The organism is Salinicola salarius, assembly GCF_003206135.1.
Classification (GTDB): Bacteria; Pseudomonadota; Gammaproteobacteria; order Pseudomonadales; family Halomonadaceae; genus Salinicola; species Salinicola salarius.
This window is the reverse complement of sequence record NZ_PZJT01000017.1, coordinates 54,721-70,315: the sequence shown is the minus strand read 5'-3', so window position 1 is coordinate 70,315 and position 15,595 is coordinate 54,721. Positions and strand designations below refer to the sequence as shown.

At 61.7% G+C, this 15,595-nt stretch carries 10 protein-coding genes; all 10 read left to right on the top strand.

The genetic code is table 11. From position 1 onward, the window contains the following. Positions 1-5 precede the first annotated feature (5 nt). The 10 genes from gatA to DOM32_RS15070 all read left to right on the top strand — a co-directional run bounded on the left by gatA (position 6) and on the right by DOM32_RS15070 (position 15,589). On the top strand, positions 6-1,463 hold the full coding sequence (gene gatA, locus DOM32_RS15115) for an Asp-tRNA(Asn)/Glu-tRNA(Gln) amidotransferase subunit GatA (protein WP_110635878.1): 1,458 nt from the start codon (positions 6-8) through the stop codon (positions 1,461-1,463). After that, a complete protein-coding gene (gene gatB / locus DOM32_RS15110) occupies positions 1,463-2,914 on the top strand; it encodes an Asp-tRNA(Asn)/Glu-tRNA(Gln) amidotransferase subunit GatB (RefSeq protein ID WP_071232914.1) in 1,452 nt (483 codons plus the stop codon). The genes gatA and gatB overlap by 1 nt, the downstream gene beginning before the upstream one ends. A 769-nt stretch (positions 2,915-3,683) precedes the next feature. Beyond that, a complete protein-coding gene (locus DOM32_RS15105) occupies positions 3,684-6,245 on the top strand; it encodes a bifunctional diguanylate cyclase/phosphodiesterase (protein ID WP_167400677.1) in 2,562 nt (853 codons plus the stop codon). 131 nt (positions 6,246-6,376) lie between these two features. Further along, a complete protein-coding gene (locus DOM32_RS15100) occupies positions 6,377-8,347 on the top strand; it encodes a diguanylate cyclase (RefSeq protein WP_244179942.1) in 1,971 nt (656 codons plus the stop codon). 174 nt (positions 8,348-8,521) lie between these two features. Continuing rightward, a complete protein-coding gene (locus DOM32_RS15095) occupies positions 8,522-9,388 on the top strand; it encodes an HTD2 family dehydratase (protein ID WP_244179941.1) in 867 nt (288 codons plus the stop codon). Beyond that, a complete protein-coding gene (locus DOM32_RS15090) occupies positions 9,385-10,554 on the top strand; it encodes an acyl-CoA dehydrogenase family protein (RefSeq protein WP_110635871.1) in 1,170 nt (389 codons plus the stop codon). The genes DOM32_RS15095 and DOM32_RS15090 overlap by 4 nt, the downstream gene beginning before the upstream one ends. Before the next feature lie 24 nt (positions 10,555-10,578). After that, positions 10,579-11,928: an MmgE/PrpD family protein gene (locus DOM32_RS15085; RefSeq protein WP_208625390.1), complete on the top strand. Its 1,350-nt coding sequence runs from the start codon at positions 10,579-10,581 to the stop codon at positions 11,926-11,928. Positions 11,929-11,977: 49 nt separating this feature from the next. Continuing rightward, complete coding sequence (locus DOM32_RS15080) at positions 11,978-13,177, top strand: CaiB/BaiF CoA transferase family protein (RefSeq protein ID WP_110635866.1); 1,200 nt, start codon at positions 11,978-11,980, stop codon at positions 13,175-13,177. A 76-nt stretch (positions 13,178-13,253) separates the two neighbouring features. Next, positions 13,254-14,078 (top strand): HpcH/HpaI aldolase/citrate lyase family protein, encoded by an 825-nt coding sequence (locus DOM32_RS15075; protein ID WP_110635863.1) that lies wholly within the window; start codon positions 13,254-13,256, stop codon positions 14,076-14,078. A 479-nt stretch (positions 14,079-14,557) separates the two neighbouring features. Then, entirely contained in the window at positions 14,558-15,589 is a 1,032-nt protein-coding gene (locus DOM32_RS15070; protein ID WP_071232920.1) for a TRAP transporter substrate-binding protein, read from the top strand. Positions 15,590-15,595: the final 6 nt, after the last annotated feature.

Sequence of the window (15,595 nt, the reverse complement as noted above, 5' to 3'; positions counted from 1 at the left end):
ACCCCATGCACCATATGACGCTCACGGAGCTCGCCAAAGGGCTCAAGGCCGGCGACTTTTCCAGTCGAGAGCTGACCACCAGCCTGCTCGACCGCATCGAGCGGCTGGATGGCGACATCAACAGCTTCATCACCGTCACTCGTAACCAGGCGCTGAGCGCCGCCGATGCCGCCGACCAGGCCCGCGCCAAGGGCGATTCACGGCCGCTCGCCGGTCTGCCACTGGCGATCAAGGACATCTTCTGCACCCAGGGCATCCGCACCAGTTGCGGTTCGAAGATGCTCGACAACTTCCAGGCGCCCTACAACGCCACCGTCGTCGAGAAGCTCGAGGCCGCCGGCATGATCAGCCTCGGCAAGACCAACATGGACGAGTTCGCCATGGGCTCGTCGAACGAATCGAGCTTCTACGGCCCGGTGAAGAACCCGTGGGACCGTACCGCCGTGCCGGGCGGCTCGTCCGGTGGCAGCGCCGCCGCCATCGCCGCCGGATTCGCCCCCGCCGCGCTGGGCACCGACACCGGCGGTTCGATTCGCCAGCCCGCCGCTTTCTGCGGCATTACCGGCCTCAAGCCGACCTACGGCCGTGTCTCCCGCTACGGCATGATCGCGTTCGCCTCGAGCCTCGACCAGGGCGGCCCGATGGCCCGGAGCGCGGAAGACTGTGCCCACCTGCTGGGTGCCATCGCCGGGCATGACCTGCGCGACTCCACCAGCGTCGCCCGCGTGGTGCCGGACTATCTCGCCGAACTGGACGCCCCGCTGGACGGCCTCAAGATCGGCCTGCCCAAGGAGTATTTCGGCAACGGGCTCGATACCGAGGTCGAAAGCGCCATCCGCGAGGCGATTCGCGTCTACGAATCCCTGGGCGCCAAGGTGTGCGAGGTGAGCCTGCCGCACACGCATCTGGCCGTTCCGGCCTACTACGTCATCGCCCCGGCGGAAGCCTCCTCCAACCTCTCGCGCTACGACGGCGTGCGCTTCGGCCATCGCTGCGAGAACCCGGCCGACCTCGAGGATCTCTACAAGCGTACCCGCGCCGAAGGCTTCGGTGACGAGGTCAAGCGCCGCATCCTGATCGGCACCCACACCCTGTCCGAGGGCTTCTTCGACGCCTACTACCGCAAGGCGCAGCAGGTTCGCCGCCTGATCCGGCAGGACTTCCTCGATGCTTTCGACGAGGTCGACGTCCTGATGGGGCCGGCCGCACCGACGACGGCGTTCGACCTGGGTGCCAAGAAAGACCCGGTCTCGATGTACCTGCAGGACATCTATACCATCGCCATCAACCTGGCCGGCATTCCGGGCATCAGCGTGCCGGCCGGGTTCGCTGGCAAACGCCCAATCGGCCTGCAGATCCTCGGCCAGCATTTCGCCGAAAGCCAACTGCTCAACGTGGCGCACCAGTTCCAGCAGGCGACGGACTGGCACCGTCGGCACCCGACCGATCAGGAGACAACCTAATGCAGTGGGAAACCGTCATCGGGTTGGAAGTCCACGTCCAGCTCGCCACCCAATCCAAGATCTTCTCCGGCGCCTCGACCGCCTTTGGCGCCGAGCCCAACACCCAGGCCTGCGCCATCGATCTGGGCCTGCCGGGCGTGCTGCCGGTATTGAACGAAGGCGCCGTGGCGATGGCAGTCCAGTTCGGCCTGGCGATCAATGCCGAGATCCCCGAGACCTCGCTGTTCGAGCGCAAGAACTACTTCTACCCCGACCTGCCCAAGGGCTACCAGACCAGCCAGATGGCCCAGCCCATCGTCGGCAAGGGCGAAGTGGAAATCGTGCTGGATGACGATGTCCGCAAGCGCATTCGCATCCATCACGCCCACTTGGAGGAGGACGCCGGCAAATCTCTGCATGAAGACTTTCATGGCATGAGTGGCATCGATCTCAACCGCGCCGGCACGCCGCTTCTCGAGATCGTCTCCGAGCCGGACATGCGCTCGGCCAAAGAAGCGGTGGCCTACATCCGTGCGATTCATGCCATCGTCACCTATCTCGGCATTTCCGACGGCAACATGGCCGAAGGCTCGATGCGCTGCGACGTCAACGTCTCGGTCCGACCCAAGGGTCAGGAGACCCTCGGCACCCGCGCCGAGATCAAGAACGTCAACTCCTTCCGCTTCGTCGAGCGCGCGATCGAATTCGAGGTCGAGCGCCAGATCGAGCTGATCGAGGACGGCGGCAAGGTGGTTCAGGAAACCCGGCTCTACGACCCTGACCAGGACGAAACCCGCAGCATGCGGACCAAGGAGGAAGCCAATGACTACCGTTACTTCCCCTGCCCCGACCTGCTGCCGGTGATGCTCGACGAAGCCTACATCGAGCACCAGCGCTCGACGCTGCCGGAGCTGCCCACCGAGAAACGCAACCGTTTCGAAACCAGCCTGGGGCTTTCCACCTACGATGCCGGCGTACTGTCATCGACGCGTCCGATGGCCGAATACTTCGAAGCCGTACTGGCCGTCTGCGGCGATGCCAAGCAGGCCGCCAACTGGGTCCAGGGCGAACTTTCCGGGCATCTCAACCGCGAAAACATCGATATCAGCAACAGCCCGGTGACGCCGGAACAGCTCGGCGGCCTGATCAGCCGCGTGCTCGACGACACCATCAACGGCAAGGCTGCCAAGCAGGTCTTCGCGGCATTGTGGAACAACGAAGGCGCGAGCGCCGACGAGATCATCGACGCCCGCGGCCTCAAGCAGGTCACGGATACCGGGGCCATCGAAGCGATGATCGATCAGGTGATCGCCGACAGCCCGGTTCAGGTCGCGCAGTACCGCGAAGCCGACCCGGAGAAGCGCGGCAAGATGATCGGCTACTTCGTCGGCCAGGTAATGAAAGCCTCTCGCGGCACCGCCAATCCGCAACAGGTCAATGGCCTGCTCAAGCAGAAGCTGGACGACGCCTAAACGGCTTCGCTTGCACAGTAAAGCAGTAAAGACAGACACAAAGCCCACGGCGAAAGCCGTGGGCTTTTGTCGTCATGGTCTGGTGTTCCTTATATCGACCAGGAGCATCGACCAATGTCGACCAATGTCGACCAAGGGCATCGATCCAGGGCATCGATCCAGGGCTGACATGTTCTGCGAAAATGTATCGACGGTTGTCGCTGGACAAGCAGCAACTTCGTCGCGCTATCCAGGCGCAGCTGTCAAAGGGCGGCTGAGATACTCCTTAGACTGCTACTTTCTACCAGAACACTATTTTTCATCATATCATCACCTCCTATCGGACCACTCCCTGCCGGGTCATCTCCCATAAACCTGCGTTATTCTGATCCCCAAGATTAAAATGTTTATTTATGTAAATTAGATAAAATCATTACGCGACATTTTACGACAGAGGTTGGCATCCCCACACCACGCGTCGCAAAAAAAGATGTCTACGTCCCAGGACTGCGAGCCAGCCGGCAAGCGATTCCGATGGAAAGCAAGGAGTTGCGCAAGTCATCGCCATCGAAAGCGAGACGATCATGGCCGAAACACAAGCACCTTCTCCGCCGAGGTGACACGATAAAGCAGCCATAATACCCGAAAATAACGAGAAGCAAGACACTGAAAAGCAGCATAAATAGCGTTTAAAAAGGCGCTTGTTTTCTGGCATCCCTTCACTGAAACTCTGCACGATACGGCCCCTTGAAAGCCGACAGAAGAAGGGATATCGGATAGTGTGAAGAAAATGATGAACGCCGATCTCGAACTGATGGATGCGCAGCAGAACGTCCTAGACATGATCGCTGGCCAAGCAGATCTGAAAAGTCTCTTGAATGCCATGGCCGACTGGGTGGAAGCACTGTTTCCTGGCTCGGTGGCCGCTTTCATGCGCTTTGATCCCGATCGGCATACGCTCAGCTTGCTGCCGAACCCCCGCCTCTCTCGCCGCTATGCCGAACAGTTGCAGAACGTTCCGCTCGGCCCGGAGCAGGGTGCCTTCGGAACCGCGGCTTACCGGCGTAAGGTCATGCTCACCGAAATCCGGACGGCTCCCTGCTGGAAGGCACTACGTCATGCAGCCATCCTCGAGGGATTCGAGACCTGCTGGTCGAGTCCGCTGATCACGTCACAAGGCGAGTTACTGGGGACTTTCGAGACGTACTATCGTGGCTACATGCCCGCCAACGAGACCTCGCAGAAACGCTTGCGGCAAGCGGCAGCACTGGTCACGCTGGCATTCCTCCGCGACCGTGATACTCATCAGCATCGCACCCTGGCCGAGTGGCATCGCTCCTTGTTCGACAACCATCCGGATGGTGTCTACGAATTCGATCTGAAGGGGCGCTTCCAGCAGGGGAACGCCGCGCTGGAGCAGATCACCGGCTACCCGGTGGACGAGATGATCGGCCGCCACTTCGATGACTTCATCGCCACGGATTACCGAGAGCTGACCCAAGCGGCCTTCGATGCCGCCCGGAGTGGCGAATCCCGCCAGTATGAGACGATCGGCATCCACGCCAGTGGACGCACCTATCCTTTGGAGGTCATCAACTTTCCGGTCACCGTCGATGGGGAGATCGTGGGCGTCTACGGGATTTGCCACGACATCACCCGTCGCAAACGCCGGGAAGCCGACCTCAGACTCCTGCAACGCGGCATCGAGGCCAGCCCCGTCGGCATGGTGATGGTCGATGCGATCCAGACGGAAAGACCCATCGTTTATGCCAATGACGCCTTCTGTCATCTGACGGGTTACTCGCACGATCAGGTTCTCGGCAGGAACTGCCGCTTCCTGCAAGGGGAGCGAACCGATCCGGCGGCTGTCGAGACCATCCGCAAGGCTTTGCAGGCAAACACCGAAGTACAGGTCACCCTGCTCAACTATCGACAGGACGGTTCGACGTTCTGGAACCGCCTCACCGTTAGCCCCGTCACCGACGAACGGGGGCAGTGCACCCATTTCATCGGCACTCAGGAAGACATTACCCAGCATCGGGATCAGGAAGCGCAAATTGCCTATCAGGCGACCCACGATTTGCTCACCGGCTTGCCCAACAGAGCCTCATTGGACGCGCGCCTGGAACGGGAATACCGCAAAAGCCTCAAGCGCCAGAGCCCGTTGACCGTGATGTATCTCGATCTGGATGGTTTCAAGACCGTCAACGACGGCCTGGGGCATCCCGTCGGCAATCGCATGCTCGTCGCCGTCGCGGAACGGCTCCGCCAGTATGTGGCCGCCGGCGACATGCTGGCCCGTGTCGGTGGTGACGAATTCATTTTTCTGCTGCCGCACCTGCCTCACCATGACGCTGCGGCCGAGGCTGCGAAGAACATTCTCGAAGCTTTCGAGTCTCCCTTCGATATCGATGGAAAGATGCTGCATATCAGTACCAGCATCGGGCTCGCCTGTCGTGGCGCAGACACTCGGCGCGCGCAGGAACTGTTGCAATATGCCGACCTGGCCATGGAGGGCGCGAAACGCCAGGGGCGCAATACCTGGCAGTGGTATCAAGGTGGTGGCAACGAGAGCACGGGCGAGTATGTATTGATGCGCCACGATATCCAGATGGCGCTGCGTGAAGGTCAGTTCGAGCTTTTCTATCAGCCGGTCGTCGAGGCGACTACTGGCAGAATTCGCAGCGTCGAAGCCTTGATCCGCTGGCACCACCCGCTGCATGGGATGATATCTCCCGGCGTCTTCATTCCGGTGGCCGAACAGACCGGACAGATCATCGATATCGGCCGCTGGGTATTGCGTGAGGCCTGCCAGACGCTAGCCGACAGTCAAGCGCGAGGAGACCGAGTCGTTCCGGTTGCGGTCAACATATCGTCACTGCAGTTTCACCGCGACGGCTTTCTCGACGAGGTCAAACGCGTGCTCGACGAAACCGGATTGCCACCGAATCTGCTCGAGCTGGAAATGACCGAAAGTATTCTGCTGCAGAATGCCGAGAAGGTCATTGACCTGGTCAAAGCGTTGCGCGCGATGTGCATCTCCATTGCCATCGATGATTTCGGTACTGGCTTTTCCAGCCTGAGCTACCTCCGTGATCTACCGATCCACAAGATCAAACTGGATCGCGCCTTCATCGAAGACATCCTGACGTCCTCCCATAATGCCGCCATCGTCGAGGGCGCCATCACCATGGCGCATCACATGGCATTGACGGTAGTAGCTGAAGGCATCGAGCAATCCACGCAGCAGAAAGACCTTTGCCAGCGTCGCTGCGATTATCTTCAGGGCTTCTTTTTCGCCAGGCCCATGCCCTGGAGGGAGTTACAGAGACTGCCCGATACGCTCCCCTGAACGGAAGAAACGACAAGACAACGATTGTCGATCGAGCGGCCGGACGGCCCTCGATCTGACTCGCGCCGGGTGCAGTGGCGTCATCGACTGCCTAGGCCAATAGCCCTCGTGGCATTTCGAGAGATCCATCCGTGAAAGTGAATGCGCTTTGCTCACGACTCATGCTAGCTATCGTCGTCCCCGTGATGTTGATCACGGCGTTTCTTTATCCGCTATCCCACGCCTATCTGGAGGCGCGTATCGACGGAAGTCGAGTCGGTGCCCAGGCCATGCTGGAGAGCGGGCGAGAGGCTCTGCAAAGGCGGCTGAACGAATGTTTCGACGACATCGTGGCAACTTCCAGGATGCCATTGCTCAAATATTATCTCGATAGCGTCCAGACCAGGCAGTCGCCTTTCCCCTCCACGGCCCAGCAACTGACTGCCGAGCGGCTCGCATTGCTGTTCGACACCCTGCTTACGCATTCGGGGCGATACACCACGCTGATGCTGCTGAATACGCGCGGCCAGGAACTTCTTCATGTCAAGTATGGGAAGCGTCAGGACAAGCTTTCGACCGGCCGTTCTTACGCCGATTCGGTCTATTTCCAAGAAGCCATGCAACTGGCGCCTGGCGAGCTCTACATCTCCCCTCCCACCCGCCAGCCCAGCTATGAAAACGCGAATGACAGTGTGGTTCCGATCATCAGTATCGCCACGCCCGTCTTCGATAACGAGGGCCGACGCAAAGGGGTTTTGCTGTCTAGCGTCGACTGGCAATCCTTGACCACCGACATGCGACACGCGATGTCCATCGACAGCACGGCGCAGCCCATTCTCATCGATGGTCAAGGCAACTGGCTTCTTGCCAAAGCTTTTGGAACGACGACATTCGGCAGGAACTTCAAAGTAAAGTTTCCTGAACAATGGGAGTCGCTTTCGCAACAAGATCACGGCCAGGTAGAGATGGACGACCGTCTCCTGCTTTTCCAGACCATCGATATTCGGACTCGACAATACCGCAGTCTGGCCAGCGGGATTTACAGCACCCCATCCTACTATCCCTGGCAGCTAGGTATCCTGGTTTCCAAGCCTCGCCTGACCACCCTGTTCGATCAGGACGTACCCGTTCTGCTCATTTTCATGCTCTACGCCCTGGCCATTCTGCCAGGCATCGTCTGGGCCATCAGCAGCCATCGGCAGCAATTACTGAAGCGAGAAGCCCAGCAGTACGCCAAGGAAGTTCGCAATCTCTATGACTATGCGCCTTGCGGGTATCATTCGTTGAATGCGGAGGGGCGTGTCGTCCAGATGAACCGTACGGAACTCGAATGGCTGGGATACCGGGCCGAGGAAGTGATCGATCGGCTCGACTATAGCCATTTCATTACGCCTGAAACACGAGAGGCCTTCGAGGAAGCCTTTCAAGGCGTTCTGGGCCCCGATCAGGAAGGCTCGGCGGAATGTGCGCTGCGGACCCGAGCAGGTACCACCATTCCAGTGATCATTCAGGCCACGGCCTACAGAACCTCACGCGGCTTTGTGCATTCACGCGCCACGGTATTCGATCTCACCGAACGCAAGCAACTGGAGGAGACACTGGCCCGCCAGGCCATGACCGATCCCCTCACCGGTCTCGGCAACCGTCGCTATCTGCAGGATCAAGCCGTCCAGGAGATTGCCCGGGCAGAGCGAAGCGGTGAACCGCTCGCGCTGATCGCGATAGATCTGGATCATTTCAAGCATATCAACGACACCTACGGCCACGATGTGGGTGACCGGGTGCTGCAAGCCTTTGCCGAGACGGGCCGTCAACTGCTGCGCGATGGCGACGTACTCTGCCGGATGGGCGGCGAAGAGTTTGCCGTACTGCTGGTCGATACCTCCCAGTCACAAGCGATACAGATTGCCGAAAGGTTACGTCTGACCCTGGAAAAATCACCAGTGGAAGTCGATCCAGAGGTAACTGGAAATGGTTGGCTGCACTATACGGCGTCGCTGGGAGTGACGGCCATCCTGGTCGGCGAAACCTCTCTGAAGCCAGCCATCAAGCGTGCCGACCTGGGGCTTTATGCGGCTAAAGAGCAGGGACGCAACCGCGTCCACTGGCAACCGGCTCAGTAACTCCGGCAGAAGCCGGATCACGGACTCGACGATGCCTCTCGGCGGCGCACGGGCATGGAATACATCGAAAGTCGTATTCAGCAAAACCAAAGCCCCCTGCCACGAAAGACAGATATCCCGAGGAATCGAGTCCGGCCATGCTAGCGACACCTTACGAGACTGGTGGATCGCCTTATGTCCGACAGCATGACCGACAACACGCTCGAACGCTGGATCGGCAACCGGGAACAGAGCACGGATCATCTCGACAGTGCGCTGGTCGCCCGCGTCGCCGCCACCTTCGGCGAGCCCTGCCCGGCCCCGGGCGAACCCTTGCCGCCGCTGTGGCACTGGGCCTTCTTCCAGAACCCGCTCCCTGGCGATCAGTTGGGCGGCGACGGCCATCCGACCCGCGGCGGCTTTCTGCCCCCGGCAGACGACCGCAACCGCATGTGGGCCGGCGGACGCCTCGAGTTCCTGACGCCGCTGAAAGCGGGCATCGAAGCCGAGCGTGTCTCCACGGTGACCGATATCCAGGAAAAACATGGCCGCACCGGCTCGCTGCTGTTCGTGACCGTACAGCACGATTATCGTCAGGCCGGCGAGCTCGCCATCCGCGAAGAACAGGACATCGTCTACCGTCAGCCGGCCCCGCCCAAGCTGTCGCTCGACGAGCCGATGCCGGACGCGGACTGGTCTCAGACCATCGAGCCCGATCCGGTTCTGCTGTTCCGCTACTCGGCGGTCACCTTCAACGGCCACCGGATTCATTACGACTGGCCCTACGTCACCGAAACCGAGGGGTACCCGGGCCTCGTGGTGCATGGGCCGCTGATCGCCACGCTCCAGTTGCAAGCCTTCTGCGAGGCCAACCCCCAAGCTCGCCCTAAGCGCATGCAGTATCGCGGACTGCGCCCGCTGATCGCCAACAAGCCCTTTCAGACCACCGGACGGATAACCGGTGTCGGCCGTGCCGAGTTGACGGCCGGCAACGCGGACGGGCCGGCCCATCGCGCCACGGTTGAATTCAATAACACTGAAGATCAGGAGTCTCGATCATGAGTCTCGACCTTATCGACCACGAGGCGCTGGAAGCGATCCGCGACGGCGTGCGCAGCCTGTGCCAGCAGTACGATGGCGAATACTGGCGTCAGATCGACGAAGTCCAGGGCTTCCCCGAGAAGTTCGTGACCGAACTGACCGAAGCCGGCTGGCTCGGTGCGATGATCCCCGAGGCGTTCGGCGGCTCCGGCCTGGGGCTGACCGAGGCCAGCGTGATCCTCGAAGAGGTCAACCGCTGCGGCGGCAACGCCGGCTTCGTGCACGGCCAGATGTACAACATGGCGACGCTGCTCAAGCACGGCAGCGAGGCCCAGAAGAGTGCGATACTGCCCAAACTCGCCAGCGGCGAGCTCCGCCTGCAGTCGATGGGCGTTACCGAGCCCACCACCGGCACCGACACCACCAAGATCAAGACCACGGCGGTGAAGCGCGGCGACAAGTACGTGATCAACGGCCAGAAGGTGTGGATCTCGCGTATCCAGCATTCGGACCTGATGATTCTGCTCGCCCGCACCACGCCGCTGGCCGAGGTCAAGCGCAAGTCGGAAGGGATGTCGATCTTCCTGGTCGACCTGCATCAGGCGATCGGCAACGGCATGACGGTCCAGCCGATCGCCAACATGGTCGGCCACGAGACCAACGAGCTGTTCTTCGACAATCTTGAGCTGCCGGCAGATAGCCTGATCGGCGAGGAAGGCAAGGGCTTCCGCTACATCCTCGATGGTCTCAACGCCGAGCGAACCTTGATCGCCGCCGAGTGCATCGGCGATGGCCGCTGGTTCATCGACAAGGCCAGCCGCTACGCCAACGAGCGCATCGTCTTCGACCGGCCGATCGGCAAGAACCAGGGCGTGCAGTTCCCCATCGCCGAGGCGCATATCGAGGTGGAAGCTGCCGACCTGATGCGCTGGCGCGCCTGCCAGGAGTTCGATGCCGGTCTGCCGGCCGGGGCCAGCGCCAACATGGCCAAGTACCTGGCAGCCAAGGCGTCCTGGGAAGCCGCCAACGTCTGCCTGCAGACCCACGGCGGGTTCGGCTTCGCCACCGAGTACGACGTCGAGCGCAAGTTCCGCGAGACCCGGCTCTATCAGGTCGCGCCGATCTCCACCAACCTGATTCTCTCCTACGTGGCCGAGCATCTGCTCGATCTGCCACGTTCGTTCTGACGCCGTAACCGCGAGGGAATGACCATGGATGCTACCCGAACCCTGGCCGCGTTTCTGGCCGAACTCCGCTATGAGCAACTGCCCGGCCATGTCATCGAACGCTGCCAGGCGCTCTACCTCGACTGGCTGGGCTCGGCCCTGGCGGGCAAGGATCACGCGCCGATCCCGCTGTTCGAGCGCTACAGCCAGATCATGGGCCCGAGCGACGGCGGCAGCCAGCAGCTGACCGACCGCCGCATGACGTCGCCCCACTTTGCCGCCTTCGTCAATGCCGCCGCCTCGCATGTGGTCGAGCAGGACGACCTGCACAACAGCTCCGTACTCCACCCCGCCACCGTGGTGTTCCCCGCCGCGCTGGCGACTGCCCAGGATCTGGGCTGTAGTGGCCAGGACCTGATCACTGCCGCTGTCGCCGGTTACGAAGCGGGGATTCGGGTCGGCGAGTTTCTCGGCCGCTCCCACTACCGCATCTTCCATACCACCGGCACCGCCGGCACCCTGGCAGCCGCCGTGGCCGCGGGCAAACTGATGGAACTCGATACCGACGGCTTCGTGAACCTGCTTGGCAGCGCCGGCACCCAGGCCGCCGGGCTGTGGGAATTCCTGCGCGACGCCGCCGACTCCAAGCAGCTCCACACTGCCAAGGCCGCGTCCGACGGCCTGCTCGCCGCCTACATGACCCACAGCGGCCTGACGGGCGCCCGGCATGTTCTCGAAGGCCCCCAAGGCATGGCTGCCGGCATGTCCACCGATGCCGATCTCGACCGGCTGACGGATCGGCTCGGCGAACGCTGGGCGCTGGTCGAGACCTCGTTCAAGTTTCATGCCTCCTGCCGACACACCCACCCGGCAGCGGACGCCTTGCTGGCCCTGATGCAGCGAGAAGCCCTGGCTCATGACGATATCGAAACCGTCACGGCCAGAGTGCATCAGGCCGCGATCGACGTACTCGGCCCCGTGTCCGACCCTCGCACCATTCACCAGGCCAAGTTCTCGATGGGTAGCGTGCTGGGGCTGATCGCCGTCCACGGCGATGCCAGCCTGGCCAGCTTCCGCGACCATGCGCTGCAGGACGAGGCCGTAGCCGACTTCCGCCGGCGGGTGTCGATGGTGCTGGATCCCGAGGTGGATGCGGCCTACCCGCGCCGCTGGCTGGGCCGGATCGACGTCACCACCCGCGACGGCCGCCAGTTGAGCACAGCGATCGACGAACCCAAGGGCGACCCGGGCAACACCCTGAGCCGGGACGAACTGGAGGCCAAGTTCCGCCGTCTCGTGACGTTCTCGGGCGCGGCCAGTGACGATGAAACCGCCAAACTGATCGCCCATGCCTGGAACCTGCCGGCGCTCGACCGTCTCGAGCCGCTGCTGTGACCCGGCTCCTTACCCCTATCGAATTTCCGCTTTCCGGACAGGATCTGCCATGACTGCTCATCCCCCTCGTCCATTGGACGGCATCACCGTGGTCAGCCTCGAGCACGCCATCGCCGCCCCTTTCTGTACACGGCAGCTCGCCGACCAAGGCGCCCGGGTGATCAAGATCGAGCGCCCCGGTGTCGGCGACTTCGCCCGCGGCTACGACGAGCGCGTCCACGGTCTCTCCTCGCACTTCGTCTGGACCAACCGGTCGAAGGAGAGCCTGACGCTCAACCTCAAGCACGACGCTGCCGAACCGATTCTCTCCGATTTGCTCGCGGAAGCCGACGTGCTGGTGCAGAACCTGGCGCCGGGCGCCGCCGCCCGCATGGGGCTCGACTTCGACACGCTGCACGCGCAGTTTCCACGCCTGATCGTGTGCGATATCTCCGGTTACGGCGAGGGCGGCCCCTACGAGACGAAGAAAGCCTACGACCTGCTGATCCAGAGCGAAGCGGGCTTTCTCTCCGTCACTGGCGGCCCGGGGCCGAACGAAATGGCCAAGGCGGGCTGTTCGGTCGCCGACATCGCCGCCGGCATGTACGCCTACAGCAACATCCTCTCGGCATTGCTGCTGCGCGGGCGTACCGGCGAAGGCTCGCACATCGACGTCTCGATGCTGGAGAGCCTGGTCGAATGGATGGGCTACCCAATGTACTACGCCTTCGACGGCGCAACCCCGCCGCCTCGTGCCGGCGCGTCCCACTCGACGATCTATCCCTACGGCCCCTTCCCCACCGGCGACGGCGGCACGGTCATGCTCGGTCTGCAGAACGAGCGCGAATGGCAGCTGTTCTGCGAGAAGGTACTGGAGCAACCGGCGCTGGCCCGGGACGAGCGCTTCGATGCCAACTTCAAGCGCTCCGAGAATCGTGCCGCGCTGCGCGCGCTGATCGACGAAGTCTTTGCCGAACTCAGCGCAGAGCAGGTGATCGAGCGTCTCGAAAGCGCTCAGATCGCCAACGCCCACGTCAACGACATGGCGGGCGTGTGGCAGCATCCGCAGCTGGCGGCGCGGGATCGCTGGCGTAGCGTGATGACGCCCGGCGGAGAGGTGCCGGCAGCGCTGCCGCCCGGACGCAACGCGGCATACGAGCCGCGCATGGATGCCGTCCCCGCGCTCGGCGAGCATAGCGAGGCCATTCTCAAGCAGCTGGGCTATGCCGACGAGGACGTGGACAAGCTGCGTCAGGCCGGTACGATCTGAGCGGACCGACGGGTTATCCCTCTATAGCCTTCGCCTTCGCCTTCGCCCTCATCCGCTCACACAAGGAAATGCGCCCATGACCTCGACCACCCTGCCCCGCTCGGCACTGTTCGTGCCGGCCAATCGTCCCGAACGCATCCCCAAGGCGCTCGGCAGCGGTGCCGACATCGTCATCGTCGACCTGGAAGATGCCGTCGCCCCCGAAGCCAAGCCGGAAGCGCGCCGCGCGCTGGAAGCCTTCCTCGAACAGGCGCCAGAAAAGGCCGTCTGGGTGCGCATCAATGCCGCCGATACCGCCGATTTCGACGCGGATCTGGCGCTGTGCCGGGATCGGCCCGGCATCGCCGGCCTCGTCGTGCCCAAGGCGGAGACGACCGAGGCACTCGCCCAGGCTGGCACCCTGGGATTGGCGCTGATGCCACTGATCGAAAGCGCCAGGGGCTTGCAGGCACTGCCCGAGCTCGCCCGCTCTCCCGGCGTCGTGCAGTTGAGCTTCGGCGCGCTGGACCTCGGCCTGGATCTGGGGATCGAGCCGGGTAGCGAAGGCGGCGACTGGATCTTGAATCAGGCCCGCTATCAACTATTGTTGCAATCGCGCCTGGCCGGGCTCGCGGCACCGATCGAAACCGTACACCCCGAATTTCGCGACATGGCCGTCGTCGAACGCGCTGCCGGGCTGGCCGTCGAGATGGGTTTCAGCGGCATGCTCTGCATTCATCCGCGTCAGGTCGCGGTGGTCAACGATGCTTTCCAGCCCACCGTCGACCAGCTGGCCTGGGCGACACGCGTACTCGAAGCCGCCGAACGCGATGCTGGCGCCGGCCAGATCGACGGCCAGATGATCGATGCGCCGGTCATGGCCCGTGCCCGCCGGCTCATCGCCAGCGCCAAACGGGACTGAACCCGGATTTTGCCGGAAGTCGGGAGGAGCATTTCCGTTCGACTTCCGGCTCTTCGAACGTCCGGCTCTCCACGCAACGGGGACGACCGTCAATTTCCGTCACGAGATGCTTTTCCGCCAGCGCAACCTGCCGGAATATTTCCGATTCTCCTCGGCTCATCAACCCCGCATTTAGATCGACGACAATACTGGCGACGCCGCCTTTTCGATATTCCATAATCAACATTAGTCGTTGAATTTAATGGGTTTATAATTCTCAACGCGACGCAAAAATGATCACATCGCCCTATCTCATATCGACTTTTTAAACTTTTTAAACCAGAAAACGATGTTATCTTCCCCTGATTTTCAGCGCCTCGACTCCCGCCAAAGGTTGAATATACGAGTCCATGTAATTCTCCGCATACTCCGCATGGCATCGCCAATAAGGTGTCTTCAAAGACGCCAAGACGACAGAACAAACTCAGGAGTGAAATGCCATGTCTCTCATCAATCCAAAAACCGTGGCTGGCGCGATCGGGGTTGCCATCCTGATGGGTGGCGTTGCTAGCGCTCAGGCGCAGGATCCCATCGTCATCAAGTTCTCCCACGTCGTGGCCGAGAACACGCCCAAGGGCCAGGGCGCGAAGATGTTCGCCGAGGAAGTGAAAGAGAAGCTCGGCGACCGCGTGAAGGTCGAGGTCTATCCCAACTCGTCGCTCTACGGCGATGGCAAGGAGATGGAAGCCCTGCTGCTCGGCGACGTGCAGATGCTGGCGCCTTCACTCGCCAAGTTCGAGCAGTACAGCCCCAGCCTGCAGCTCTATGATCTGCCGTTTTTGTTCGACGACATCAATGCCGTCGACCGTTTCCAGCAGTCCGACGAGGGCCAGGGCCTGCTCGATTCGATGCAGGACCGCAATATTCAGGGCCTGGCCTATTGGCACAACGGCATGAAGCAGCTTTCCGCCAACAAGCCGTTGCGTGAACCCGGTGACGCCCGCGGTCTCAAGTTCCGCGTGCAGGCCTCCGACGTGCTCGACGAACAGTTCAAGGAACTCCGTGCCGTCCCCCGCAAGATGAGCTTCGGCGAGGTCTATCAGGCATTGCAGACCGGCGTGGTCAATGGTCAGGAGAATACCTGGTCGAACATCTACAGCCAGAAGATGCACGAAGTGCAGCCTTACATCACCGAGTCAAACCACGGGATCATCGACTACATGGTGATCACCAACGCCGACTTCTGGAACGGGCTGCCGGACGACGTTCGCACCCAGCTTGAAGAGATCCTGGCCGATGTCTCGCAGAAGGTGAACCAGCAGGCTTACGATCTCAACCAGGACGCCAAGCAGTCCATCGTCGATGCCGGCACCAGCGAGATCATCCAGTTGACTCCCGAACAGCGTAAAGAGTGGCGCGACGCGGTTCGTCCGGTGTGGGAGAAGTTTCAGGATGATATCGGCGAAGACCTGATCAAGGCTGCCGATAGCGCCAACCAGTCCGACGCCACCTCGTCTGAAAACAGCCAGTAATCGAGC